This window comes from Limnobacter thiooxidans, assembly GCF_036323495.1.
GTDB lineage: Bacteria > Pseudomonadota > Gammaproteobacteria > Burkholderiales > Burkholderiaceae_B > Limnobacter > Limnobacter thiooxidans.
Genome location: NZ_AP028947.1, coordinates 2,131,726 through 2,156,676, shown reverse-complemented (window position 1 = coordinate 2,156,676; position 24,951 = coordinate 2,131,726). Strand labels below are relative to the sequence as shown.

The following is a 24,951-nucleotide window of genomic DNA, read 5'->3' as shown; positions in this document are numbered from 1 at the left end:
CTTTCGGGAAATTAAATCTGTGGGCTGTTGAACAGGCACAGGCTGAGTCGGTTGTTTCGGGGCGGTGTAACCACGGTGTCCGCGTTGTTCAGCCAAGCGGCTTGACCAAACACGCCAATCCATTCGGTGTCCGGGAAGTGGGAAATGACAGAATCAATGTCGTTGTCATCGGCGTGGCACATCTGGCTGCGTTCGAAGCCGGCAAACAATATGCCGATCTCGGGAGCCTTGTTGTTGAAATGGGTATTTACTGCGGGCATCCATGTCTTGATTTCGACATCGATCGCCTTGGGTGTGCGCTGCGCCAGCCGAACCTGCTGACCTTTCATGACGGGGGCAGCCAAGCCGAGCGTACCATCCGCGTGAATTTCCATCACGGGAATCCAGCTTTCGCCCTGCTCATGAATGACTTGCAGACGCAGTCCCACAGGGCGTGGCTGTTCCGAGGGGCATTTCAGCGCTACCGCTGCTTTTTCATCCGCCACCCGAATCAGAAAAAGCCCATTGCTTTCGCTGACTGTCCGGGCCGGGCTGAGGAAAGCCAACCCTTCAGAATTCAAAACCAGTGGATTTTCAACCAGGAGCTTTGTCGAACTAATTGATTCGTCGCACAAGCGTCCATTTTCAACACGGGGCATTTTGGCGTAATTCGCCCCATAGGACAGCAACCCCATCGCATCTGCATCAACCCGGCTCGATTCGGGTTCCCTATCCGCAAGCTTCCAATGATCGGTCAAGGTTTGTTCATGCTCAACAATCAGAAGGGTCAGCGCGGCATTTTTGTCGAAGGTTTCATCCTGGCGAACTTCAAATTCCTTGCCAAACACCGCCACCAAAATGGTGGCTTCGTTGCTGAATACCTGACCTTCGCCCAGCAAGCCCGATGCGCATCCACCCCAGACGTTCATGCAATTGGTTTTGCTGATGCAGCATTGCGCTACGTCTTGCAGGAAGGGTGCAAAATGAGGGGTACACAACAAAACAACACGGGCAATGTAATCGGAATGGCGGCGTAAGCCTGCTTTTTCCACCGCTTGTTCAATGACCATTTGGGCATTCTCAAGCGAGGCTTCTTCAAACATTTGAACGCAAATTGCGTGGCTCATGTCGTTTTCTTTTTGAATTCGCACAAGTCAACGATACTACAACGAGTGCACTCTGGTTTGCGCGCCTTGCACACATAGCGCCCATGCAAAATCAGCCAGTGGTGCGCATTCAACATGAATTCCTGTGGAACCAGTTTCAGCAGACGTTTCTCGACTTGAAGCACGTCTTTTCCGGGTGCAATGCCTGTGCGGTTGCTGATCCGGAAAATGTGTGTGTCCACAGCCATCGTGAGGTGGCCAAACGCTGTATTCAAGACAACATTCGCCGTTTTACGACCAACACCTGGAAGGCTTTCAAGCGCTTCCCGATCCTCGGGCACTTCACCATTGTATCGATCGCGAAGAATTTCAGCGGTTTGTACCAAGTGTTTGGCTTTGGCACGAAACAGTCCGATGGTCTTGATGTAGTTTTCAACCCCTTCAACCCCCAAGGCGGCAATCGCGGCTGGGGTGTTGGCTACTGCAAACAGCTTCCGGGTTGCAATGTTGACACCTTTGTCCGTGGCTTGGGCACTCAGCAAAACAGCGGCCAGTAACTCAAAGGGTGTGCTGTATTCCAGCTCCGTTTTGGGTTCCGGGTTGGCTTGCTGAAAGCGCGTGAATATCTCGGTTCGTTTTTCTTTGTTCATGGTGTTTGCGCTTGGCGGCGAGCGCGCGCGCGTGCAAGTGCCGCTTGAACAACGGCTTTCTTGGCGGCGGCATCAGGGCTTGGGGAGTCATCGAGTTCATCAAGCTTGTGAATGGCTTTGGCCTCCAGTCGTTCAGCTTGTTCTTCCTTTTGACGCTTCAGGCGAATTTCACGCGTGTTCATGCGGTTGCGGGCCGCATGAGCCAGGTTTTGATCCCAATGGCTGAATTCAGGCATGAACAGCATTTCAATGCAGTCGACGGGGCAGGGCGGGATGCACAGCTCACAGCCCGTACACAATTCCGCTATCACGGCATGCCGACGTTTGCTACTTCCCACGATTGCGTCAACCGGGCAGGCCTTGATACACAAGGTGCAACCGATACAATGTTGGGGGTCAATTCTGGCAATGTGCCGTTCAATGGTGGAGCCGCAGGTGCTGTCTAATTCAACAACGGGTTTTTCGAGCAGACGAGCCAGCGCATTGATGGTTGCAGTGCCACCTGGAGGGCAGCGATTGATATTTGCTTCCTGCCTGGCCATTGCTTTGGCGTAGGGCAGGCAGCCCTCAAACCCGCACTGCGTGCATTGGGTTTGAGGAAGTAAGTCGTCTATTTCCTGTACAAGCTTTTCATGCATTCTTGGCTATGAATTCACGGATTTTTGGGTAAACCTTCTCGCGCCAACGGCGACCGCTGAAGATACCATAGTGTCCGCATTCCATGGCTTCGTAATGCTCTTTCTTGTCTGCTGGCAGGTTTTTACACAGGCCGAGGGCAGCTTTGGTTTGACCTGGACCGGAGATGTCATCCAGCTCGCCTTCAATAGTCAGCAATGCAACGGTGGTGACATCTTCAGGTTTTACGCGTTGGCCGCGAACATCCCAAGTGCCCATGGGCAAGGCATGGTCCTGAAACACGGTCTTGATGGTGTCCAGGTAATATTCAGCCGGCATGTCAAGCACTGCGTTGTATTCATCATAGAACTGGCGATGACTTTCGGCACTTTCACCATCACCTTCAACCAGGTGCATGTAGAAGTCGTAGTGGCTTTGTGCATGTTTGTCAGGGTTCATGCTGACAAAGCCCAAGTGTTGCAGGAAGCCAGGGTAAACACGACGCAGGTAACCTGGGTAGGTGTGTGGAACACTATAGATGACGTTGTTCTCGAACCAGGAGTATGGTTTTTTCGTCGCCAGGTTGTTCACTTCGGTGGGGCTTTCGCGTGTGTCGATCGGCCCGCCCATCATGGTCATGCTCTTGGCTTGTTTGGGGTCTTTGTTGGAGGCCATTAATGACACTGCTGCCATCACGGGTACCGTGGGCTGACAGACAGAAATCAGATGAACGTCTGGGCCCAGCAACTGGATAAAACCGATGCAATAGTGCACGTAGTCGTCCAGATGGAAAGCGCCTTCCGAGAGCGGTACCATTCGGGCGTCGACCCAGTCGGTGATGAATACGTCATGGTCTTGCAGCAAGGTTTTGACCGTGTCGCGCAGCAAGGTGGAGTGGTGACCCGAAAGCGGAGCAAACACCAATACCTTGGGCTGAGGTTTCAACGGCTTCGATTCTGCAGGCACCATCTTCTTGAAATGGATCAGCTTGCAAAAAGGTCGGGTTTCAACGATTTCCTGAACAATCGACACTTCCCTGTCGCCGCATTTCACAGTGGTAATTCCAAACTGTGGCTTTTCGTATTCTTTCCCCAGTCGGTACATCAATTCAAAACCGGCAGAGATACGACGCGCCATGGGCATGTGGGCCAGTGGACTGAACGGATTGCTGTAGAGCTTGGAACCCGCTTCGGCCCAAATGGTCATTGGGTTGAGCAAAGCTCTCTGGAATTCGTGCATTTGATACAGCATGTGGTGCCTCCGGCGTTTTGGCGATGTTCTTTTTTGACAATTATGAGTCAATATCCTGACGATTATCTTGCAAACTTTGCTGCATTGCAACATGTTTGCAAAATTGTTCGGTCACCAATAATTCTCCACCGCAATTTCTCCCGGATTATTCCGCCGTGCTGGTGAGTAACCAAGTGTTTTCAATACCTTGCGAATATCAGTGACCATGTCGGGATTGCCACAAATCATGAAGCGGCTCAGGTCCACGTTCAAGTCGAGCCCTGTACTGGCCGCCAGTGCGCCATTTTCAAGCAGCCTGGTGATTCGTTCATTCAAGCAGTTGGGGGCTTCCTCCCGTGTGACAACGGGCACGTAGTGGAAACGCTGTGCCATGTCTTCAATCAGTTCAGCCAGCAAAGGGTGGCTGGTGAAACTGTTGATCATCTCTTGGTAAACCAGTTCTTCCGTTGTTCGGGCGCTGTGCACAAGAACTACATTTTTAAATTGCTGCCAGGTTTGGGGGTCGTGCAATATGGACAAAAAAGGCGCCAGGCCTGTGCCAGAACCCAGAAGCCAGAGGTCGCGGCCTGATTCGAATCGGCTCGTGGTCAGGAAACCAAAGCTGGTTTTGTCGATATAAATCGGTGAACCCACTTCCAATTGGCTGAGGTGGCTTGTGAACGCCCCGTTGGGCACCACGATCGAAAAAAACTCGAGATGTTCATCGAATGGGCTTGAAACCATCGAATACGCTCGCCAGATGATGTCTGGTTCGCCTGGCAGTTTCAGAAGGTTTTCGACACCAAGCCGGGCAAACTGACCGGCTGTAAATCGGTAGCCCGAAGGGCGGGTGCAGGTGAAGGAAAACAATTTTCCCGGAACCCATACTCGCAGGCTGGTGATGGTTTCCCGGGTGTATTTGTCTTCAGCTTCACTCATGGAACTGCCGAAAAATTGTTATTTTTCAAGATACTGCAATTTCTCTTTGACGTCTTTCCAGTCGTCGGCATCGGGCAGGTGTGCCTTCATGCGTGTGATGCTTGGCCAGTCTTTGGCCAAGTCTACGTTCATTGCGATGAACTTGACCTGATCCGCAGGAACGTCTTCTTCGGCGTAAATGGCATTCACCGGGCATTCTGGAATGCACACGGCGCAGTCAATGCATTCATCGGGATCGATGACCAGAAAGTTGGGGCCTTCACGGAAACAGTCGACTGGACATACATCCACGCAATCGGTGTATTTGCATTTGATGCAGGACTCGGTAACTACGTGTGTCATGGTGAGAATGTGTGATTCAACAAGGTAACGTCATATTGTAATCCATCACGCACCGTTGGGCTGGAGCGTCTGCTCGAATTGATCAACTGACATGGGGGCATACCCTAGGCGCAACACGGAGTTTGTTTTTCTATAATGGGGACATTCGATACCTATATAGAGTGACTCTGTCATTCCCGTTGCAAGCCGTATTTGAGGGTAAATCTTGAGCCTGTCCCTGAACGATGACGATTTGGATACTTCCGGTGCACGAGCCGAAATTCTCAAGCGAATTCGCAGCCTGCAATCCAGGCCTGAATCAATGCATGCAAATGAGCGGATCCTTGCGCAAGGTTACCTGACTCGCAAAACCCGTGGTCCGGCACCTGCGCCTGTCGATAATGTGGTGGCTCTTTTTGAAGAGCGATCAAAAGCGATGCTGTGTACCCTGCACCGCGTGGATTCCGAGCAGGGGATTGTTCAGGCTTGCAATGATTACATGGCCAGTTTGCAGTTGAATGGCACGGTTGCGGTTTGGCCAGCATTGAGTCACCTGGATTGGTCCGTGCTGTCCCAGCCAAATCTTCTTGGTGCACCCACAGGTGACGATTTGATCGGAATCAGTGCTGTGGCCTGCGCAGTGGCTGAAACCGGCACGCTGGTTTTTGCGAGCAATGCCCAAGAGCCTGCGAGCACTCATTTATTGCCTGAAACGCATATCGCCGTAGTTCACGCCAGCCAGGTTGTACACACCATGGAAGATGCATTCGCTCGCTTGCGTTCACAAGACCGGCTGATGCCGCGTGCCTTGAACTTTGTCTCCGGTCCTTCACGAACAGCCGATATTGAACAAACCATTGTGCTTGGGGCGCATGGACCTTACAGGGTGCACTTGATTCTGGTCGGGCAGTAATCAACATGCGCGACGACTCGATGAGTGACGATTCCCGAAGACGTTTTGTGCAACAGGCACTGGCTGTAGGTGCGGGTGCTTTAGCTTTGCCTGTTCAGGCTCAACCCCCGGCGTTGATCAAAACAGGCAAGCCCATCGTGCTGAAGTTTCAAAGCACTTGGCCTACCAAAGACATTTTCAATGAGTTTGCCCAGGACTTCGCCAAAAAGGTGAATGACATGTCGGGCGGCGAACTGCGAATTGATGTCTATCCAGCCAACAGCATCGTGAAAGCATTCGGCATTCAAAATGCGGTGCACAAGGGTCAACTGGATGGCGGGCATGGTGTGCCTACCTACTGGCACGACCGACATGCTGCATTTTCCCTTTTCGGCAGTGGCCCCAGTTTCGGCATGAGCTCAAACCAGATTCTGGCCTGGTTTCAATATGGCGGCGGTCAGCAGCTGTATGACGAGCTTGTTCAAAAGGAAATGAATCTGAATATTCAGGGGTTCATGTATGGGCCGCTAACTCCTCAACCCTTGGGATGGTTCAAGAACCGCATTTCAAATTTGAAAGACCTTGAGGGCTTGAGGTTTCGAGCGGTTGGTCTTGCAGCTGAAGTATTCAAGGAACTTGGCCTGAACACCACTGCGCTTCAGCCCGCAGACATTGTGCCTTGGCTGGACAAGGGATTGATTGATGCAGCGGAATTCAACAACCCGAGTTCAGACAGGGCCCTGGGTTTTCCCAGTGTTTCCTCGGTGTGCATGATCCGTAGTTTCCATCAAAGCAGCGAAGTGTTTGAAGTGATTTTCAACAAGGAGCGATTTGATGGTTTGTCCTTTGCGCTGCGATCAATTATCCGCTATGCCTTGCAGGCCTCTTCTGCGGACCTGAGCTGGAAAGCAGCCGACCGGTTTTCAACTGACTACGAGGAAATGCGGCGCAAACAAGGGGTACGGTATTTCGGAACACCCGATGACATTTTGAAAGCGCAGTTGAATGCCTGGCGAAAGATCATCGCCCGCGAATCTGCCAACAGTCGAATCTTCAAACGTATTATTGACTCGCAGATGCGATTCGCAAAACGCGTGGTGGGTTTTGAAAACGACCTCACGCCGTCATCAAAAATGGCTTTCGATTTTTGGTTCCCTACCGCGTAGGCGACGGCTGGGTTAAGATACCGGCACAACACCTTGAAGAGTGAACAATCATGTCAGACATCCGCGCGCGCAAATCCCACAATCTCTCTCTGGAAGACGCCAAAAAAACGGCACAAAAGCTGGCAGATCAGCTTCAGAAGGAGTTCCAGGTCGACAGCCAATGGCAAGGCAACACACTGAACTTCACCCGCAGCGGCGTCAAGGGAACACTGGATGTGACAGAACAGGAAGTCATTCTGGATATTTCCCTCGGGTTCATGCTCAAGGCGTTCAAGGGAAAAATCCAGGCAGAAATTGACAACAATCTGGGCAAAATGTTTGCCTGAGCGCTATGCAGAGCCCGATTCGGGTTTCTGATTCAAACGTTGTTGAATGAAGTCCGCCACGCTGGGGTATCTCAAACGAAACCCCAGCTTTTGCTGATTGCGTGACTCGATCCGCCGCGATTCCGACATGAAGCTCCACATCATTGGGCTGACCATTTGCCGTGCCTGCTCGCGTGGAAATCGTGGCGGGCGGGTCAGGTTGAATGCATCGGCCACCAGGTCGAAATAGTCTCCCATCTTGCTGGGTTTCGCGTCGCAGGCGTTCACGATTTCAAATGACCCGCCCTTGTAGTTCACCCATCGGCACAATCGGCCCAAATCCAGTTCATGGATGTGGTTTGACCACGCGTCTTCTTCTTGAACCAGTGCAGGGGTGCCGTTTTTGATTCGATCAATCGGCAAGCGATGGTCACCATAAATGCCGGGCGCACGCAGTACATGAATGTGTACGCCTTTGCTCAAGCCTTGGCGCAATTGCGTTTCTGCGTGTACACGTCGTTTGGCGCGTTCCGACTGCGCATTCAGGGGCGTGTATTCGTTGATCCATTCCCCATGCGCGTTGCCATACACCCCAGTGGTGGACACATAGCTGATTCGGGGCGCTGGCTTGTTGAACGCACGTGCACGTGCAGCAGCCCACAACACCAGTTTTTTGAGAGTTTGATCTGCCGGTACGGTGGCATCGGGTGGCGCCATCCAGATGATGCGGTGGCCCAGTGAAATCAGTCGCAACAAATCCCCCTTGACATTCAAATCCAGGCACATGGGGCGAACGTTGTCAGCGACAATGGCACTGCGCTTTGCGGGCCCTTCTGCAGATGGTCGGTAAGTCGCTGTAAAATGTTGTTTCGGAAAGGTTCTTAACAGCACGACGCCCACTTGCCCGCAGCCTGCGATGGATATCCGGCTGTGCCGAAAGCGCCGGGGCAATGTGCGCTTGAAAAACACCCTGTCGGGATTGTCGACATCACGGAAAGCAGTTTGATGAATCACAACGTAGAAGTACTTCCCAGTCAAAAACAGTTTGAATGCGAGGCCGATGACACTATTTTGTCAGCGGCGCTTCGGGCAAACGTCATTTTGCCATACGGCTGCAAAGATGGTGCATGTGGATCGTGCAAGGCGGAGTTGTTGGAAGGGCAGGTTGATTACGGCACCTACCAAGCACGCGCATTGAGTGAAGAGGAGCGGGTGCGCGGAAAAGTACTGACCTGCTGCGCCAAGCCCCTGAGTGCCATCAAGTTGAAGGTGCGCGAACTTTCCGGGTTGGGCGACATTCCCATCAAGAAAATGCCATGCCGTTTGCAAAGTATTGAAAAGCCTGCCGCTGATGTGGCGGTGCTGAAATTGCAACTGCCCGCCAATGAGGTGTTGCAGTTCAATGCCGGGCAGTATATTGAATTCATGCTGCGCGATGGTTCCCGTCGCAGTTATTCACTGGCGAATGCGCCGTATCAGGAAGGCGGTATCGAGTTGCATATTCGTCACATGCCGGGCGGCCTGTTTACCGACCATGTATTCACCACCATGAAGGAAAGGGAAATCCTTCGCTTCGAAGGCCCTTTCGGTACCTTTTTCCTGCGTGACGATTCGACAAAGCCTGTCATTCTGCTGGCCAGTGGAACGGGCTTCGCACCCATCAAATCGTTGCTTGAACAGGCATTTTTCAAGAACAGCACGCGAGAATTTGTGTTGTATTGGGGTGCTCGCACCAAGGCGGATTTGTACAGGATGGAATTGCCGCTTCAGTGGACCCAGGCGCATTCGAATTTCAGGTTTGTGCCGGTACTTTCTGATGCCACGTCTGAATGTGCGTGGTCAGGCCGAACAGGCTTTGTTCACCAAGCTGTCATGGCCGATTTTCCCGATTTAAGCCGGCACCAGGTGTATGCCTGCGGCGCGCCCATTGTGGTGGAATCGGCGCAGCGGGATTTTTCAGCACAGTGTGGACTGCCAGCAGACGAGTTTTTTGCTGATTCATTCACTTCGCTTGCCGACACTTCGGCAGTGGCCGGGCAGGGTGGAATTGCCTGAAAACAGGTTCAGGCAGGCAATTGCCCTAGGTAGGTTTCACGAATTCGGGGGTCGTTGATCAGTTCACTGGCTTGACCTTCATAGTCGATCAAACCCGAATCCATGACATAGGCCCGGTTGGCAATTTGCAGGGCAATGTGTGCGTTTTGCTCCACCAGCAGAATGGTCATGCCTTGTTGATGCACCTGTTGTACCACTTCAAAAATTTTTTCCACCAGCAACGGTGCAAGGCCCATGCTCGGCTCATCAAGCAGTAGCAGTTCCGGCTTTCCCATCAAGGCGCGTGCCATGGCCAGCATTTGTTGTTCGCCACCACTCAAGGTGCCTGCGGATTGCTTCAGTCGTTCTTTCAATCGTGGAAAAGCAAGCAGCATGCGTTCAAGATCGGCTTGAATGTCTGCTTTGCCTTGCGCATCGGCGCGACGACAGTAAGCGCCAAGTTCCAGATTTTCAAGCACACTCATCCGTGTGAATACGCCTCGGCCTTCGGGCACCAAGGCCATGCCGTTGGGCAATCGCTGGTGCGCCTGCATCTCGAGCAAATTCAGGTTTTGCCTGAATACGGCTGTTTGAGCATCAAATGGCAGCAGGCCTGCCAATGCCTTCAGTGCGCTGGTTTTGCCTGCGCCATTGCAACCGATCAGGCAAACCAGTTCACCTTGATTTACATGAAAATTCAGCCCTTTGACAGCCTGAATGCCGCCATAGGCCACAGTGAGGCCCTGTACGCGCAACATTGGATCAGCCATGGTGCAAGCCTCCAAGGTAAGCTTCAATGACTGCAGGTGATTGCTGAACCTGCGCTGCAGTTCCCTGTGCAATCACTTTGCCATAATCAAGAACGGTAACCTGGTCGCAAATACCCATCACCAGTTTGACATCGTGTTCAATCAACAAAATTGATTTTCCATCACTTCGAATTTGCAGCAGCAAATCGCGCAGTTTCAGTTTTTCTGTGGCATTCATGCCTGCGGCTGGTTCATCCAGCGCCAGCAAACCGGGCTCGCTGGCCAGTGCACGCGCAATTTCCAGCCGGCGTTGGTCACCGTAAGAAAGTTGCCCTGCCAGGTAATCAGCAAATGCACCAATTCCCACGTAGTCGAGCCAGGCTTGAGCCTGTTCAAGAACTCGTGCTTCTTCTCGTCGCTGGGCTGGGGTTCTCAGCACAGCTCCCAGCACACCCTGGCGAGTTCGGGTGTGCATGCCGACCGCTACATTTTCCAGGGCAGTCATGCTGTTGAACAATCGAATGTTTTGAAACGTACGCGCAATGCCCAGTCGAGCCACTTCATTGGGAGAAGCCGGGTTGTAGGGTTTTGATTTGAACGTGAAGTGCCCTGCATCCAGGGTGTAAAGACCTGTGATCAGGTTAAAGCAGGTGGTTTTGCCCGCGCCGTTGGGGCCAATCAAACCGACTACCTGACCTTCCCGTATTTCAAGATTTACCCCATCCACTGCTGTGACACCACCGAAATATTTTTTCAAGCCCGTGGCGGTAAATAACACCTTGCTCATGCCGCCCCCTGCGCCGCATCGGGGCGACCCTTGCGCTGCGGCCACAGACCCTTGGGGCGATACAGCATGACCAGTACCATGGTGAAACCGTAGATCAGTGAACGAATGATTTCAGCGTCCACCAGCACAGCACCAAACATGAATTCCTGAATTGGAGTCACCACTTGGCGCAGCATTTCCGGGAAGCCTGCCAAAAGCAAGGCACCCAAAATGACGCCAGGAATATGACCCATGCCCCCCAGTACAACCATGCACAACACAATGATGGATTCCATCAGGCCAAAGGATTCCGGGCTGACGAAACCTTGAAACGCCGAGAACATGGCGCCGGCCACTCCACCAAAAGAAGCACCGAGGGCGAAGGCCAGCAGCTTCATGTTGCGTGTATTAATACCCATCGCCTTGGCCGCAATTTCATCGTCTCGAATGGCTGTCCACGCGCGGCCAATCCGACTGTGCTGCAAGCGCATGCACACAACGATGATCACCAGTGTCAGTGCCAGAAACAGGTAGTAGTAAAGGTGCAGGGCAGGGACTTCGAATCCGAACAATTCAATGGTGCGAGAGAAGCGAACGCCCGCAATATTCACAGGCTCAATCATGTTGATGCCCTGGGGCCCGTTGGTAATGTTCAGTGGCGCATTCAGGTTATTCAAAAACAGACGAATGATTTCACCAAAACCTAGCGTAACAATGGCCAGGTAATCACCGCGCAAACGCAGTGTGGGTGCGCCGAGCATCACTCCAAACACTGCTGCGATCAGCGCACTCAAGGGGATGAGTAACCAGATTGACACATGCAAGCCATCAGGAAAAATGGCTGCGATCACTTCAAAATTGTCGGTGAGGTGGGGTGAGGCCAGCAGGCCATACACATAAGCCCCCACGGCATAAAATGCGATGTAGCCCAGGTCGAGCAGCCCGGCGAACCCCACTACGATATTCAAGCCCAGTGCCAGCATGACGTACAGCAAGGCCACATTCAGAATGCGTACCCAACTGTTTCCCAGCAGGCCTGCTGCCCAGGGCAGGGCGGCCAGTGCAATGGCCACCAGCAGGAAGCCAACAATTTGTCGATGACGTGCGGGATTGTGCATCATGCGCGGTCCGATACCTTTTCACCCAACAAACCGGATGGGCGAAGCGTCAACACCAGGATCAAGACGGCAAACGCAAAGATGTCCTGGTAATGCGACCCCAGAAACCCTCCTGTCAACTGGCCCAGATAACCAGCCCCCAGACTTTCCACAATACCCAGCACCAGGCCACCCAGCATGGCACCATAGATATTGCCGATGCCACCCAGTACCGCAGCAGTGAATGCCTTTAATCCGGGTAAAAAGCCCATGTAAAAATGTGCCACTGAATAATTGGTGGCGACCATCACCCCTGCAACGCCTGCCAGGGCTGCACCGATCACAAAGGTAGCGGCAATCACCGTGTTTGGGTTGATTCCCATCAGGCTGGCAATTTGGGTGTTTTCCGAGGTAGCCCGCATCGCTTTGCCCAAGCGGGTTTTGTTGACGGTGTAGGTCAGCGCAAACATCAGCGCAGCGGACACGCAAACGATGAGAATCTGCACGGGTGTAATGGACACCGTTCTTTCATAATCCACTTCAGGGTTGGCGGCGAAAGTGTGCAGAATGATGGGATCTGTGGGCAGGGTGGTTGGGAATATCAGGTAATTTCTTCCCCAGATAATCATCGCTAGGGTTTGCAGAATGATTGAAACACCAATGGCTGAAATCAGCGGCGCCAAACGTGGGGCATTTCGCAACGGGCGGTACGCAAAGCGTTCGATGGTAAAACTGGTCAACATGCACACGGGGACCGCACACATGACACCCACCAGAAACAGGATCCAGCCCGGCGTTTCAGGAAACACACCCATGAAAAAAGTGATGGCACTGAAAGCCACCATGGCCCCCACCATCACTACTTCCCCGTGCGCAAAATTGATCAGCCCAAGGACACCGTACACCATGGTGTAACCCAAGGCCACCAAGGCATAAATGCTGCCCAGTACCAGCCCGTTGATGATTTGTTGTGCAAATATGTCCATGAACCGACAGACCAGTTGAATTAAGGTGTTCTGGAAAAAGAATAGTGCAATTAGGGGGTGCAGAAGCGCTAAGGATTCAGAATGAAGTCAGTTAATTGAGATCTGTCGCAAATCACCGTTTCAATGCTACATTGCAAGAACCCACCCAATATTTTACGGAGCTATTTATGCGCAATGTGTACTCATGGCATTTGGGCCAGTCAGTGTTGTTTGTTTCGTTGTTTGCGGCGTTTTCAGGCAGTGCAGCTTGGGCCAAAGATGTTGTGGTGAAGATTGGGCACATCGCGCCTCTCTCGGGTCCGCAGGCGCATTATGGCAAAGACAACGAATCGGGCGCCCGTTTGGCCATTGAGGATTTGAACAAAATGAAAATCCAGTTGGAGGGCGGCACTGCAAAGTTCGAACTGGTTGCGGAAGACGACGCGGCTGATCCGAAAACCGGTGCGATTGTTGCCCAAAAACTGTGTGACATGAAAGTCAATGGCATTGTGGGGCATTTGAATAGCGGCACCACCATTCCCGCTTCAAGAATTTATTACGATTGCGGCATACCCCAAATCACCCCTTCTGCAACCACACCCAAAGTGACCAAACAGGGCTTCGAATCGGTGTTCCGTGTGATTGCTCACGACGGGGTGCTCGGTGTTGCACTGGCCAAGTACGCGGCAGACGAAATGAAAGCCAAGCGCGTGGTTGTCATTGACGACCGAACTGGTTACGGGCAGCCATTGGCTGACATTTTTACGAATCAGTTGCAGGCCAAAGGGGTCAAGGTTCTGGAGCGCCATTACACCAATGACAAAGCCACCGATTTTGCTGCCATCCTGACCTCGGTCAAACGTGTGAACCCAGACCTGATTTTTTATGGTGGCATGGATGCGCAGGCCGGTCCCATGTTGCGCCAGATGAAGCAACTGGGTATCAAGGCCACTTTGATTGGCGGCGATGGCATTTGTACCGCCGAGTTGATGCGACTCGGTGGCGACAACGTGGGGTCGAATGTACTGTGTGCCGAAGGTGGCATGGCCCTGAGCAAAATGCCGGGTGGGCCAGCCTTCGAGAAGCGTTACAAAACGCAGTTCAAACGCGACATTCAGGTGTACGCCCCCTTTGTCTACGATGCGGTCATGACCATGGGCATGGCCATGAAAAATGCGAAGTCTGCGGATCCCAAAAAGTACCTTCCCAAGTTGAAAGATATTCGTCATGAGGGCGTGATTGGTACCATTGCCTTTGACAACGCGGGTGATGTCCTGAACGCGCCAGTTACCTTGAACTCTTACAATGCGCAAGGCAAGTTTCCAGTAAAAGTCGTCAATTAAGGCAGGTGCGGGATTCGTTAAGTAAATGAATCCCGCAATTGTGAATAGCCTGGTTTTATTTTCAACGCCCCCGAACTTCTCCTTCTTTCTCACCACTTAAATTTGAACTTTGGTCTGTTTTCTGACACGGCCCTGGTTTGCGTGCTCATCGCAACGCCCAATTCAATAGAACGTGGAGAAGAGAATGACTTTCTGCTTGATCAAAAAAGGGCTGACAGCGCTTGCTGTGCTGTCTTGTTCAACCGGCGTCGCCCTGGCTGACACTTACCCCAGTAAGCCGATAACCTTGATTGTGCCCTTTGCTGCTGGTGGTACAACCGACATCGTGGCTCGCATTGTTGCGGACAAGCTGGGCCGGGAGTTGGGGCAAACCGTGATTGTGGACAACCGTGGCGGCGGCGGTGGCAGTATTGGAGCAGGCCTTGTGGCCAAAGCTTCTCCCGATGGTTACACCTTGGGGGTATCCACACTTTCCACACATGCAGTGATCGCTGCCTGCAATCCCAAGGTTTCCTACGATCCAATCAAGGACTTCAAAGCCATTACCAACATGGCTGGGTCGCCAAATGTGCTCACTGTGAATCCCAAGTTTCCAGCCCAGGATTTCAAACAGTTTTTGGCCTATGTCAAAAAGAATCCTGGCAAGTTCAGTTATGCGACATCCGGGCCGTGCAGCATCCAGCAAATGGTGGGTGAGCAGTTCAAGATGGAAACCGGCACTGACATCCTGCATGTGCCTTACCGGGGTGCTGGCCCAGCGTTGAATGACTTGTTGGGCGGATCTGTTGACATGATGTTCGATAACTTGCCTTCTTCTATGTCTCACATCAAGTCAGAACGCTTGCGCCCATTGGCTGTGGCTTGGCCAACACGTGTCCATAATCTTCCCAATGTGCCCACCTTCAAGGAATTGGGTCTTGCTGCGGTGAACGAGCCGGTTTGGTACGGTTTGGTCGCACCTTCTGGTACGCCTGATGCCATCATTCAAAAATTGAATGTTGCCACTGTCAAGGTGTTGAAGTTACCTGCAGTCCAAGAGCGTTTGAGGGAAAGTGGCGCTGAGCCGGTGGGAAATTCCCCCGCACAACATGCTGCAGAAATCAAAAAGGAAATGGAAAGAATGCAGACTTTGGTGAAGAAACAAAACATTCAATTTGATGGTTCTTGATCATCAAACACGCACCCAACAAAAAAGGCCAAGGTACATCTACCTTGGCCTTTTACTTGAAAGGGCTGGATTACAGTGACAGTACCCAAGCGGCCAATTTCTTGGCTTCGTCTTCCGTCACGTTTTGTGCAGGCATTGGAACTGGGCCCCATGTGCCTTTTGTACCGTTCTTGATTTTGCCAGCCAGCATTGCCGCGGCACCAGCATCGCCTTTGTATTTGGCAGCCACGTCTTTAAATGCGGGGCCAACTACTTTTTTCTGTACCTGGTGACAGGCCAGGCAAGCTTTGCTTTTTGCCAATGCTTCATCGGCGCTGGCGGACAATGGTAGAGCAACCATGGTGGCTGCAATCGCCAAGACACCCATCTGCTTGATCATACTGAACTCCTCATCTTGTTACAGTTATTGCGTTATTAACGTCTCGGGTGTCATTTTGGCAGACAACCCTGTTGTTTGTCATGTGAAACAGAATGATTTTTATATTACTGGGTGTCCTTTTACTGACGTTAAAACTGGGTGGAGTTCATCCGGTTAGCGACTGGGCGTGGTTTTCCATCGCTGTGCCGTTTCTAATGGCGATCCTCTGGTTTGAGGTGGTAGAGCCCCTGCTGGGGTTGGACGTCAAGCGCCAACAAATGGTGAAGCGCAAATTCGAGGCCCGAATGCTTGAACTGGATAAAAAAAACCCCGACGCGCTCGTCGGGGTTTTCCGTTTAAATAGCTGGAGGTTGAATTACAGGTCCAGATCACCATCCGTGACAGCACCTTTGCTGGCACTGCTGGCCAGGGCAGCAAACTTGGCCAGTACACCGGTTGTGTAACGTGGCTTTGGCTTGACCCATGACAAGCGTCGCTTGGCCAGTTCTTCATCACTGACGTTGATCTGCAACAACTTCTGGTGCGCGTCCATGGTAATCGAATCACCTTCCTGCACCAAGGCAATTGGCCCGCCCACATAGGCTTCCGGCGCCACGTGACCTACCACCATTCCCCATGTACCCCCAGAGAAACGTCCATCGGTAATCAGGCCCACGGTTTCACCAAGGCCTTTGCCGATAATCGCTGAAGTAGGTGCCAGCATCTCAGGCATGCCAGGGCCTCCCTTGGGGCCAAGGTAACGCAACACAATCACATCGCCATCGGTAATCTTGTCACCCAAAATGGCGTCCATTGCGCTTTGCTCGTCGTCAAACACACGGGCCGGACCTGTAATGACCGGATTTTTCAAACCGGTGATTTTGGCGACAGCGCCTTCGGGTGCCAAATTTCCCCGCAGGATTGAAAGATGGCCTTCCTTGTACAAGGCTTTTTCAATGGTCATGATCACGTTCTGATCAGCGCGGGGCTGAGAAGGAATGTCAGCCAGTGTTTCGGCAATGGTTTTGCCCGTGATAGTAATGCAGTCGCCATGCAACAAGCCCGCATCCAGCAAGATTTTCATGACCTGCGGGATACCGCCGGCATCGTGCAGGTCGGTTGCCACATATTGACCAGATGGCTTCAGGTTACAGATTACCGGGGTGCGCAGGCGCACGCGTTCAAAGTCTTCGTAATCCCAAGCCACGTCCGCAGCTTTCGCGATTGCCAAAAAGTGCAACACGGCGTTGGTGGATCCACCTGTAGCCATCAATACCGCCACTGCGTTTTCAATGGATTTCTTGGTGATGATGTCGCGAGGCTTCAGGTTGTTTCGAACCGCTTCAATCAACACACGAGCAGATTCTTCGGTCGAGGTGACCTTTTCCGCATCAATATTGGACATGGTCGAGGAGTAGGGCAGGCTCATGCCCAAAGCCTCAAAAGCAGAGCTCATGGTGTTGGCGGTGTACATGCCACCACAGGAACCCGAGCTTGGGCAGGCGTTTTTCTCGATGCCCTTGAAATCTTCTTCGCTCATGCGGCCAGCGGTGAATTCACCAACAGCTTCGAATGCTGACACGATGGTCAGGTCTTTGCCTTTGTAGCGGCCGGGTTTGATGGTGCCGCCGTAGACATAAATACCGGGCACGTTCATGCGGGCCATGCCGATCATGCCACCAGGCATGTTCTTGTCGCAGCCGCCAATAACCAGCACGCCGTCCATCCATTGCCCTTGAACCGCGGTTTCAATACAGTCAGCAATGACTTCGCGGCTGACCAGCGAATACTTCATGCCTTCGGTTCCCATGCTCATGCCATCGGAAATGGTGGGGGTGCCGAAAATTTGAGGATTGCCGCCAGCCGATTTCACGGCAGCCACGGCAGCATCGGCCAGGGGCTGCAAGCCACTGTTGCAAGGTGTGATGGTGGAATGGCCGTTTGCAATTCCAATCATCGGGTTGTTGAAGTCTTCGTCTTTGTAACCCATGGCGAAGTACATGGCGCGGTTGGGTGAACGGGCCACGCCTTGGGTGATGTTCTTGGAACGTCGATTGATGCTCATTGCAAAAGCTCGCAGGTGAAATTGATTGCAAAACGAGAATTTACCATTTTATGGCCTGCCGCTGGGCGTCTGAAGCCACTCATTCATCAAAGGGTAGTCCCTAGGGCAGTACAATTGATTCGTTTTAATATTCCGGACATCCCATGTTTGTTCATCCCGAGTTTGATCCCATCGCCATTTCGATCGGCCCATTGGCCATTCGCTGGTATGGCTTGATGTACCTGTTGGCTTTCCTGGCCTTCATCATGCTGGCCAAGCGCCGTCTGCACATGTTCCCTGCCATCAAGCTGGCTGACGTTGACAATATGCTGACCTGGGCTGTGCTGGGGGTGATCCTCGGTGGGCGCTTGGGTTATGTCATTTTCTACAAACCCGATTACTACTTGTCCAACCCCATGGAGATATTGGCCATCTGGGAAGGTGGCATGTCATTTCACGGTGGCTTTCTCGGTGTGTTGCTGGTTTGTTTTATTTACGGACGATTCAAAGGCTGGAAGTTTTTTGATGTGATGGACTTTGTGGCGCCCGCGGTACCCGTTGGCTTGGCGCTAGGCCGTTTGGGCAATTTCATCAATGGCGAATTGTGGGGCCGCCCAACAGAAGGATGGTGGGGCGTGGTGTTTCCACAGGCTGGCGATGCATTGGCGCGCCACCCCTCACAGTTGTATCAAATGAGTCTGGAGGGCATTGCATTGTTTGTCGGCTTGTGGTGGTTTGCGAGCAAGCCCCGTGCGCGTGCCGCAGTGTCCGCCTGGTTTCTGATCGGTTATGGTACGGCCCGTTTCATTGTCGAGTTTGCCCGCGAGCCAGACCGGTTTTTGGGCACCTTGTCGCTAGGTCTTTCGATGGGGCAGTGGCTGTGTGTGCCCATGATCGTGGGCGGTTTTGCACTTCTGGCCTGGTCAAGGAACAAGCCCACCGGGCTTGAAACCATGACTGCGCAATTGAAAAACAGCAAGTCTTGAAAACTGCTTTTAAAATCCTGTTGCAGCTTTGTAAATCATTGACAGTGCAATCAAGGTCAATAGGATTGCAAAAATCCGCTTGATTTTCTTGACCGGTAACGTGTGCGCCAATTTCGCACCCTTGGGTGCGAAAAACACACTCATGATGGCCACACACAACACAGCGGGCAAATACACATAGCCCAGCGACCCAGTGGGCATCCCCTCCAGGTGTAAGCCATTGATCACATATCCGATGCTGGCAAACAAAGCGATTGGAAAGCCCAAAGCAGCCGATGTCGCCACTGCAATGCGCAGGGGGACGTTGCTCCAAACCATGAACGGCACAGAAATAAAGCCGCCACCCGCACCCACAATACTGGACACCGTTCCAATGACTGTACCCACTCCCGTCAGCCCGGCGGCCTTGGGCAAGGTACGTGTGGGTTTTGGTTTTTTATCGGCAAACATTTGATAAGCCGAGAACAGGACGAACACACCAAAAACCAAGGCCAGTTCACGGGTGGGTAGATAGGAAACTATTTTTGAGCCGATAAAGCCACCCAAAAGGATACCGGGGGTGAGAAACTTGACGATATCCCACCGTACCGCACCTGCCTTGTGGTGGGCTCGCATGCTTGAAATGCTTGTAAATAGAATAATGGCCAGCGACGTGGCAATCGAGGAGTGCACCACGTTTTCAACTGGTACACCTTGACCCACCATCAGGAAGGTCAGAAAAGGCACGAGTAACATTCCCCCACCAATGCCCAACAAGCCTGCCAGCAGTCCGCTGGCCACACCCAGAATCAGCAACGAGATTATGAAAACGGGATCCAGCATGATTTAACCACCTGATTTGAACAAAAAAAGAGGCGATTGAACCAATGTTCAATCGCCCCGGTGTGGGGTCTCTGCCGATGCCATACTGGCCCGATCCCTGAACCTAAGGTTCAAGTGGGTCGCAGTGTTAGGGTCTTCAGGTTTCCCTGACTAAGAGGGAATCACACCAACCCTGAAACGTCCGCAACCGGGATCACAGATATTGGTTCACGGAATGCTGACCAATACAGGCACGGCAGAGATAAAACAAATTCTTTAACCGAACAAATCCGCTATTTTTGGTTTGCCAGACTGGTCTTCCAGACCCGCGTCAGCGATTTGTTCAATGGTTTTGATTTTACGCTCAATTGTCTCAATGTCCAGTCCTAAAACAGGGTTAGAAGGATTACTCCCAACGAGCGATTCATGGGCGATTTGTAATGCAGCCATCACTGCAATTTTATCAAGCCCTACTACCTTTCCAGTGTCCCGAATAGTCGACATACGGGTTTCAACAATGTTGACTGCCTGTTGAAGCGCTGCACGTTCTTCAGGCTTGCAGGCGATCTTGAATTCCCGGCCCATGATTTTGACATCGAGTGCTTCCAATTTATTCCTCCGAGTTCAATTCAAGTTCAGGAAACCATTGGTTCAGCATCTGGTTGATTTGCCCCTGCGCATGAACTACTTTTTTCTGAAGGCGTTCATTGTCGCGACGCAGGTTGGAAATTTCCTCCTTGGAGGATCTGCTTTCATGGCGACTTTGCTCAAGTGCTTTGGCCAAAGTGGAGACCTTGGCCTGAAGTTCATCTAGTTTCGCAAGAAGGGATTGCGTCATTGGCAGGCTCCATCTTTGAGAGGTGGCATTCGGGTGGTGAATACAAGTATTATTTTAACCAGACTATACAGGTGCTTACGTCAACTTGCTATGGTTTGGTCTGAAGTTAAAACAATGTTTTCAGCCCCAACACATCTTGCATATCAAACAAACCGTTGTCGTGACTCATCAGGAACTGCGCTGCCCGAATTGAACCCTGTGCATAGGTCATGCGGTTTGATGACTTGTGTGTGATTTCAATGCGCTCCCCCATGCCTGCAAACAACACGGTGTGGTCGCCCACAATGTCACCACCACGAATGGTGGAAAAACCGATGGTGCCAGCTTTACGCTCACCCGTAATGCCTTCCCGTGCAAACACACCGACGTCATCAAGGGCCACACCCAGGCCTTGTGCCACTACTTCACCCATACGCAATGCTGTGCCGGAAGGCGCATCCACTTTCTTGCTGTGATGGGCCTCGATGATCTCGATGTCATAGCCTTGAGACAGTATTTTCGCAGCCACTTCCAGAAGCTTGAATGTGGCATTCACACCCACTGCCATATTGGGTGACCACACCATGGCCACGTTGCTTGACGCTTTTTTCAACATTTCAAGTTGCTTCGGTTCAAAACCCGTCGTGCCGATCACTGCTTTCACATTGTGTTTTTCACACAAAGCCAGGTGGTGCAAGGTGCCTTCCGGCCGGGTGAAGTCAATCAAGATATCTGCATTGCTCAGCGCGGCTTCGGCATCGTCTGTGACAGCAATGCCAGACGCAATGCCCATAAAGTCGCCAGCATCACGACCAATGCTTGTGGAACCTGCCTGGTCAAATGCACCGGCAAGTTCACAGTCTGGATGATTCAAAATGGCTTCAATTAGGGTTTTGCCCATGCGCCCGCTGGCGCCGGCGATTGCGATTTGTATTGGCTTGGTCATGTCGTTTTACTTGAGTACGGGTGCTCGGTCGGAGCCGCCTACTGCAGATTCCGATTCTTTGATATCGTTTGCCGGTTTTTCAGCAGGCAATGGTTTGGTTGACGATTTTGTAGTCGAGTCGGGGCCGATCAGGTCCGTGGCTGTGGCGGGCAGGTTCTCGCCTCCATGCCGGCTAACCGTACCGTTCTGGAACATCACGGTATAGCGGGCTTGGCTCACTTGCCCGTCCGCTTTCAAAAGCCGGTAAACATAATCCCAACGGTCGGCATGAAACGCATCGTTCAGCAATGGGGTGCCCAGAATGAAACGTACCTGTTCCTTGTTCATACCGATTTTCAACCTGGCGACGTCTTCCTGCGTCACAAAGTTGCCTTGCTGTATGTCAAACCGGTAGGGTTTGACCACGGAGGGGACATAGTTGTCGGGAATCAAGGAACAGCCAGAGATCCAAAGCGTCAATGCTGAGCAGAGGATCAAATTCAGTCGTAAAATACGCATTGTTTTGTGAATTCGCATGTGAAGTTGGAACAGAGTACCTTATCCGGTGCGTTAACTTGTCCTTCAAAGGCGTTATCATAAGCTAGTTGAACTCGATTAAGCCTCGGAATGGTACCAAACTCATGACTACAGCAACGGATCTTAAAAGCATTGGTTTAAAGGCAACTCTACCCAGGATGAAAATCCTGGAACTGTTCCAAAGCGGAAATCATCGCCACCTCAGTGCTGAAGACGTTTACAAGTTGCTGTTGCAGGAAGATCTGGACATCGGTTTGGCCACGGTTTACCGCGTATTAACGCAGTTTGAGCAGGCCGGTTTACTGGCCCGCCAGCATTTTGAAACCGGCAAATCAGTTTTTGAACTGAATGAAGGTGAGCATCACGACCACCTGGTTTGTGTGCAGTGCGGCAAGGTGGTGGAGTTTTTCGACGAGGAAATTGAACGGCGCCAGAAAATGATTGCCAAGGACCGTGGGTTTGAGCTTCATGACCACGCCCTTTCCCTCTACGGTTCCTGCACAAAGACCGATTGCGAGAACCGACGCAAGTAGTTGGCCAAAAGCAAAGTTTTTTTACTGGTCGGTGGCGTTCAGCATCTCCATAGCCGCCGTCCGTGTGGCCTGCGTAATGACCTGGCCGCCCAGCATTCTGGCGATTTCTTCCACGCGCACTTCAGGTTCAAGTTGAACGATCTTCGAGCGTGTTTTACCTTCTGATATGTCTTTGCTGACCTGGTAATGGTTGTGCCCCTGCGCTGCCACCTGGGGCAGGTGGGTCACGCAAAGAACCTGCTTGTTGTTGGCCAGCAGTCGAAGGTATTTGCCCACTGTTTCGGCCACTGCGCCGCCAATGCCGCTGTCCACTTCGTCAAATATGAGTGTGGGTACCGGGGTGCTTTCCACGGTATTCACTGTGATGGCCAGGCTGATCCGGGCCAGTTCTCCGCCTGATGCCACTTTCTGAATGGCTTGCGGCGTTACACCGGGGTGGCCTGCCGCCCGAAATTCAATGATGTCACTGCCTTTGGCGCTGGGCTCTCCAAGCGACAGTTCCACGAGGAAACGGCCGCCTTTCATGCTCAAGGTTTGCATGGATTCCGTAACCCGTTCAGAAAGCAGCTTGCCTGATTTTTTTCGGGCATCTGAAAGTGCGCTGGCTTGTGTGTCATAGGCGTGTTTTGCCGAGCTTAATTCTTTTTGAAGCTTCTCGATATCAAATCCATCCTCAAGACCTTTGATTTCAGCCTGAACAGTTTCCATTTCAAGATGCAGGTCTTCAGGCTGGATACGCAGCTTGCGAGCAGTTTCATGCCACAGCGACATGCGCGCCTCTACCTCTTCAAGTGTTCCTGGGTCCAGTTCACTGTGTTTTACATAGTTGCCCAGGTCGTAGCTGGCTTCCCGAATCAGGATTTCGCTTTCAGACAGGGTTTTGACCACGCCTTCAAGTGCCGGGTCGCGTGAGGAAAGATGGCTTAGTTTTTCTATGACGTGAGTCAGTTGATCCAGCAAGGCATTTTCACCTTGCGACAACAAGTCGCTGGCATGTTGGGTGCCTTCGATCAGTTCGGCGCTGTGGCTAAGGCGGTCGAAGTCACTGCTCAGGATTTCCCATTCGTCAGCCTTGGGCGCCACTTTGTTAAGTGACTCCAGTTTCCATTGCAGGTTTTCCAGCCGTGCCCCCCTTTCTTCCTGGCTACTTTGGGCTTGCTTCAAGGCTTTTTCCGCACTTCGAAGTTTTGTGAAAGCGCTCGCGGTGTGTTGTACCAGGCTGTGGTGTTGCCCAAAATCATCGAGCAACCTCAGTTGTTCACCTGGCTTGGTCAGGGTTTGAAACGCATGCTGGCCATGGATGTCGATCAGGGTTTCAGAAAGTTCTTTCAACGTGCTGGCAGGAACTGGAGTGCCGTTGACATAGGCTTTGGAGCGGCCATTGGCGTCGATTGCACGGCGCAGGTGCAGTTCTCCTTCCTCGCAGGCGATGGATTGTTCTTCAAGAACGGCTTTGGCAGTCGGATTGATCTCGAACACTGCGGTGATGTTGGCGCGCTCGCAGCCTTCACGCACTTGGGATGCATCGGCGCGTGCACCCAGGCACAGTGACAGCGCATCAATCAAAATTGATTTGCCGGTTCCTGTTTCGCCCGACAGCACGGACATGCCCGGTGAAAAATGCAGGTCCAATTTGTCAACAATTACAAAATCCTGAATGGTCAAACTACTTAGCATGGCTGCTGTCTCTAAGTCCTCGAGTTTTGTGGGGGGTTTCTGTTGGGCTTGCACTCCAGTGCAGTTTTTGCCTCAGCATGGCGAAGTAATCATAACGTGCCGGGTGCAAAAGCTGGATAGGGTGTGGTGACACCTTGATCCGAATTTGATCACCCACTTTGGCACGTCCGTTGAACTGCATATCAAAGTGCACGCCGGTTTGCTTGCCCCCAGTCACAAAAACATCGATTGTGCTGTGTTGTGGCAAGGCAATCGGGCGGTTGGTCAAAGCGTGGGGTGCCACAGGCACAATCAGCAAGCCCGCCAGGCTTGGGTGCAGAATAGGACCGTCTGCTGACAGGGCATAGGCGGTCGACCCGGTTGGTGTGGATACAATGAGGCCATCTGCCCGCAGGTCGTACATGAATGTGCCGTCCACTTCGACGCGGAGTTCGACCATGCCACCCACAATGCCGCGGCTGATGACGATGTCGTTCAGTGCAATGTGATTTTCGACCAGTTTGCCCTGTCTTAATATTTGCCCTTGCAGGTAAGACCGCGATTCAGCAACTGATTGGCCGTTGATGGTATCGACCAAGGTGGGGTTGATGTCGTCAAGGCGAATATCAGTCAAAAATCCAAGGCGTCCCTGGTTAACGCCGATCAAAGGAATGTTGGAGTCCGCCAGTTCTCGCGCGGTACCAAGAAAAGTGCCGTCGCCTCCGATAATTACCGCAATTTTTGCCTTTTTCTTGATTTCTGCCAAGGTGGCGAATTCAAAATTGGGATGGTCGTCATCCAGTTTTATTTTTTTGGATGCGGTGCTGCTCAGCATGTTGTCACAGACCAGAACCTTGAATGAATTGGCGGCCAACAGGTCTACGACGCTTCGCCAAATGGCCTGTTTTGGGGAGGCACCATGCTTTGCAAATACAGCAATGCACATCCCTTTCTGTTTTGGCATTCTTG

At 52.2% G+C, this 24,951-nt stretch carries 29 protein-coding genes and 1 other RNA gene; 9 read left to right on the top strand and 21 right to left on the bottom strand.

What is annotated here, in order from left to right; all coding sequences use genetic code 11:
* Nucleotides 1–11: 11 nt before the first annotated feature.
* The 6 genes from RGQ30_RS09860 to fdxA all read right to left on the bottom strand — a co-directional run bounded on the left by RGQ30_RS09860 (nucleotide 12) and on the right by fdxA (nucleotide 4,861).
* Entirely contained in the window at nucleotides 12–1,106 is a 1,095-nt protein-coding gene (locus tag RGQ30_RS09860) for a hypothetical protein (protein ID WP_130556081.1), read from the bottom strand.
* A complete protein-coding gene (gene nth, locus RGQ30_RS09855) occupies nucleotides 1,103–1,735 on the bottom strand; it encodes an endonuclease III (protein WP_130556082.1) in 633 nt (210 codons plus the stop codon). Before nth ends, RGQ30_RS09860 begins: the two co-directional genes overlap by 4 nt.
* The gene (locus RGQ30_RS09850; RefSeq protein ID WP_130556083.1) at nucleotides 1,732–2,373 is read right to left on the bottom strand and encodes an RnfABCDGE type electron transport complex subunit B; all 642 of its coding nucleotides are present in this window, start codon (nucleotides 2,371–2,373) and stop codon (nucleotides 1,732–1,734) included. Before RGQ30_RS09850 ends, nth begins: the two co-directional genes overlap by 4 nt.
* Nucleotides 2,366–3,601, bottom strand: a complete 1,236-nt coding sequence (locus RGQ30_RS09845; protein ID WP_130556084.1) for a polyhydroxyalkanoate depolymerase — start codon at nucleotides 3,599–3,601, stop codon at nucleotides 2,366–2,368. Before RGQ30_RS09845 ends, RGQ30_RS09850 begins: the two co-directional genes overlap by 8 nt.
* A gap of 111 nt (nucleotides 3,602–3,712) precedes the next feature.
* Nucleotides 3,713–4,519: a ferredoxin--NADP reductase gene (locus tag RGQ30_RS09840; protein WP_130556085.1), complete on the bottom strand. Its 807-nt coding sequence runs from the start codon at nucleotides 4,517–4,519 to the stop codon at nucleotides 3,713–3,715.
* 18 nt (nucleotides 4,520–4,537) lie between these two features.
* Nucleotides 4,538–4,861 (bottom strand): ferredoxin FdxA, encoded by a 324-nt coding sequence (gene fdxA, locus RGQ30_RS09835; RefSeq protein ID WP_130556086.1) that lies wholly within the window; start codon nucleotides 4,859–4,861, stop codon nucleotides 4,538–4,540.
* Nucleotides 4,862–5,066: 205 nt separating this feature from the next.
* On the opposite strand from fdxA, the gene RGQ30_RS09830 reads away from it, so the two are divergent.
* The 3 genes from RGQ30_RS09830 to RGQ30_RS09820 are packed head-to-tail and all read left to right on the top strand — an operon-like array spanning nucleotide 5,067 to nucleotide 7,224.
* Nucleotides 5,067–5,753: a LutC/YkgG family protein gene (locus RGQ30_RS09830; protein WP_130556087.1), complete on the top strand. Its 687-nt coding sequence runs from the start codon at nucleotides 5,067–5,069 to the stop codon at nucleotides 5,751–5,753.
* A 5-nt stretch (nucleotides 5,754–5,758) separates the two neighbouring features.
* Nucleotides 5,759–6,898, top strand: coding sequence for a TRAP transporter substrate-binding protein (locus RGQ30_RS09825; RefSeq protein WP_420915142.1), 1,140 nt, complete (start codon nucleotides 5,759–5,761; stop codon nucleotides 6,896–6,898).
* 50 nt (nucleotides 6,899–6,948) lie between these two features.
* Complete coding sequence (locus RGQ30_RS09820; protein ID WP_130556088.1) at nucleotides 6,949–7,224, top strand: polyhydroxyalkanoic acid system family protein; 276 nt, start codon at nucleotides 6,949–6,951, stop codon at nucleotides 7,222–7,224.
* A gap of 3 nt (nucleotides 7,225–7,227) precedes the next feature.
* On the opposite strand, the gene RGQ30_RS09815 is transcribed toward RGQ30_RS09820, so the two are convergent.
* Nucleotides 7,228–8,217, bottom strand: coding sequence for a Rossmann-fold NAD(P)-binding domain-containing protein (locus RGQ30_RS09815; RefSeq protein WP_130556089.1), 990 nt, complete (start codon nucleotides 8,215–8,217; stop codon nucleotides 7,228–7,230).
* Between RGQ30_RS09815 and RGQ30_RS09810 the strand changes: the two genes are divergently transcribed.
* A complete protein-coding gene (locus RGQ30_RS09810; protein WP_130556090.1) occupies nucleotides 8,209–9,258 on the top strand; it encodes a CDP-6-deoxy-delta-3,4-glucoseen reductase in 1,050 nt (349 codons plus the stop codon). The genes RGQ30_RS09815 and RGQ30_RS09810 overlap by 9 nt on opposite strands.
* A gap of 8 nt (nucleotides 9,259–9,266) precedes the next feature.
* On the opposite strand, the gene RGQ30_RS09805 is transcribed toward RGQ30_RS09810, so the two are convergent.
* The 4 genes from RGQ30_RS09805 to RGQ30_RS09790 are packed head-to-tail and all read right to left on the bottom strand — an operon-like array spanning nucleotide 9,267 to nucleotide 12,757.
* Complete coding sequence (locus tag RGQ30_RS09805) at nucleotides 9,267–10,007, bottom strand: ABC transporter ATP-binding protein (protein WP_130556091.1); 741 nt, start codon at nucleotides 10,005–10,007, stop codon at nucleotides 9,267–9,269.
* Nucleotides 10,000–10,773 carry an ABC transporter ATP-binding protein gene (locus tag RGQ30_RS09800; protein ID WP_130556092.1) on the bottom strand — a complete coding sequence of 258 codons (774 nt, stop codon included), beginning with the start codon at nucleotides 10,771–10,773 and terminating at the stop codon, nucleotides 10,000–10,002. Before RGQ30_RS09800 ends, RGQ30_RS09805 begins: the two co-directional genes overlap by 8 nt.
* Nucleotides 10,770–11,873 (bottom strand): ABC transporter permease subunit, encoded by a 1,104-nt coding sequence (locus tag RGQ30_RS09795; RefSeq protein WP_130556093.1) that lies wholly within the window; start codon nucleotides 11,871–11,873, stop codon nucleotides 10,770–10,772. The genes RGQ30_RS09800 and RGQ30_RS09795 overlap by 4 nt, the downstream gene beginning before the upstream one ends.
* Nucleotides 11,870–12,757 carry a branched-chain amino acid ABC transporter permease gene (locus RGQ30_RS09790; RefSeq protein WP_420915175.1) on the bottom strand — a complete coding sequence of 296 codons (888 nt, stop codon included), beginning with the start codon at nucleotides 12,755–12,757 and terminating at the stop codon, nucleotides 11,870–11,872. The genes RGQ30_RS09795 and RGQ30_RS09790 overlap by 4 nt, the downstream gene beginning before the upstream one ends.
* Nucleotides 12,758–13,002: 245 nt before the next feature.
* Between RGQ30_RS09790 and RGQ30_RS09785 the strand changes: the two genes are divergently transcribed.
* Together RGQ30_RS09785 and RGQ30_RS09780 are read left to right on the top strand one after the other, a co-directional pair.
* A complete protein-coding gene (locus RGQ30_RS09785; protein WP_338284367.1) occupies nucleotides 13,003–14,157 on the top strand; it encodes a branched-chain amino acid ABC transporter substrate-binding protein in 1,155 nt (384 codons plus the stop codon).
* 184 nt (nucleotides 14,158–14,341) lie between these two features.
* Entirely contained in the window at nucleotides 14,342–15,325 is a 984-nt protein-coding gene (locus RGQ30_RS09780; RefSeq protein ID WP_130556095.1) for a tripartite tricarboxylate transporter substrate binding protein BugE, read from the top strand.
* A 70-nt stretch (nucleotides 15,326–15,395) separates the two neighbouring features.
* On the opposite strand, the gene RGQ30_RS09775 is transcribed toward RGQ30_RS09780, so the two are convergent.
* A complete protein-coding gene (locus tag RGQ30_RS09775; protein WP_130556096.1) occupies nucleotides 15,396–15,704 on the bottom strand; it encodes a c-type cytochrome in 309 nt (102 codons plus the stop codon).
* A 92-nt stretch (nucleotides 15,705–15,796) separates the two neighbouring features.
* Between RGQ30_RS09775 and RGQ30_RS16135 the strand changes: the two genes are divergently transcribed.
* Entirely contained in the window at nucleotides 15,797–16,147 is a 351-nt protein-coding gene (locus RGQ30_RS16135) for a TIGR04438 family Trp-rich protein (RefSeq protein ID WP_130556097.1), read from the top strand.
* Here RGQ30_RS16135 and ilvD read toward each other — a convergent pair.
* Nucleotides 16,060–17,748, bottom strand: a complete 1,689-nt coding sequence (ilvD, locus tag RGQ30_RS09770) for a dihydroxy-acid dehydratase (RefSeq protein WP_130556098.1) — start codon at nucleotides 17,746–17,748, stop codon at nucleotides 16,060–16,062. The genes RGQ30_RS16135 and ilvD overlap by 88 nt on opposite strands.
* Nucleotides 17,749–17,891: 143 nt before the next feature.
* Here ilvD and lgt point away from each other — a divergent pair, with 143 nt between their 5' ends.
* Nucleotides 17,892–18,713: a prolipoprotein diacylglyceryl transferase gene (lgt, locus tag RGQ30_RS09765; RefSeq protein ID WP_130556099.1), complete on the top strand. Its 822-nt coding sequence runs from the start codon at nucleotides 17,892–17,894 to the stop codon at nucleotides 18,711–18,713.
* A gap of 9 nt (nucleotides 18,714–18,722) precedes the next feature.
* Here the strand turns inward: lgt and RGQ30_RS09760 are convergent, their stop codons facing one another.
* The 6 genes from RGQ30_RS09760 to RGQ30_RS09735 all read right to left on the bottom strand — a co-directional run bounded on the left by RGQ30_RS09760 (nucleotide 18,723) and on the right by RGQ30_RS09735 (nucleotide 21,709).
* The gene (locus RGQ30_RS09760; RefSeq protein WP_130556100.1) at nucleotides 18,723–19,535 is read right to left on the bottom strand and encodes a sulfite exporter TauE/SafE family protein; all 813 of its coding nucleotides are present in this window, start codon (nucleotides 19,533–19,535) and stop codon (nucleotides 18,723–18,725) included.
* Nucleotides 19,536–19,599: 64 nt separating this feature from the next.
* Nucleotides 19,600–19,780, bottom strand: a non-coding RNA gene (gene ssrS / locus RGQ30_RS09755) — 6S RNA.
* Nucleotides 19,781–19,790: 10 nt separating this feature from the next.
* Nucleotides 19,791–20,123, bottom strand: a complete 333-nt coding sequence (locus RGQ30_RS09750) for a cell division protein ZapA (protein ID WP_130556101.1) — start codon at nucleotides 20,121–20,123, stop codon at nucleotides 19,791–19,793.
* A gap of 1 nt (nucleotide 20,124) precedes the next feature.
* A complete protein-coding gene (locus RGQ30_RS09745; protein ID WP_130556102.1) occupies nucleotides 20,125–20,352 on the bottom strand; it encodes a hypothetical protein in 228 nt (75 codons plus the stop codon).
* Between the two features lie 106 nt (nucleotides 20,353–20,458).
* Nucleotides 20,459–21,265 (bottom strand): 4-hydroxy-tetrahydrodipicolinate reductase, encoded by an 807-nt coding sequence (gene dapB, locus RGQ30_RS09740; RefSeq protein WP_130556957.1) that lies wholly within the window; start codon nucleotides 21,263–21,265, stop codon nucleotides 20,459–20,461.
* Between the two features lie 18 nt (nucleotides 21,266–21,283).
* Nucleotides 21,284–21,709, bottom strand: coding sequence for an outer membrane protein assembly factor BamE (locus RGQ30_RS09735; protein WP_338284366.1), 426 nt, complete (start codon nucleotides 21,707–21,709; stop codon nucleotides 21,284–21,286).
* A 188-nt stretch (nucleotides 21,710–21,897) separates the two neighbouring features.
* Between RGQ30_RS09735 and fur the strand changes: the two genes are divergently transcribed.
* Entirely contained in the window at nucleotides 21,898–22,326 is a 429-nt protein-coding gene (fur, locus tag RGQ30_RS09730; RefSeq protein ID WP_130556104.1) for a ferric iron uptake transcriptional regulator, read from the top strand.
* 21 nt (nucleotides 22,327–22,347) lie between these two features.
* On the opposite strand, the gene recN is transcribed toward fur, so the two are convergent.
* Nucleotides 22,348–24,003: a DNA repair protein RecN gene (recN, locus tag RGQ30_RS09725; protein ID WP_130556105.1), complete on the bottom strand. Its 1,656-nt coding sequence runs from the start codon at nucleotides 24,001–24,003 to the stop codon at nucleotides 22,348–22,350.
* Complete coding sequence (locus RGQ30_RS09720) at nucleotides 23,993–24,946, bottom strand: NAD(+)/NADH kinase (RefSeq protein WP_130556106.1); 954 nt, start codon at nucleotides 24,944–24,946, stop codon at nucleotides 23,993–23,995. The genes recN and RGQ30_RS09720 overlap by 11 nt, the downstream gene beginning before the upstream one ends.
* Nucleotides 24,947–24,951: the final 5 nt, after the last annotated feature.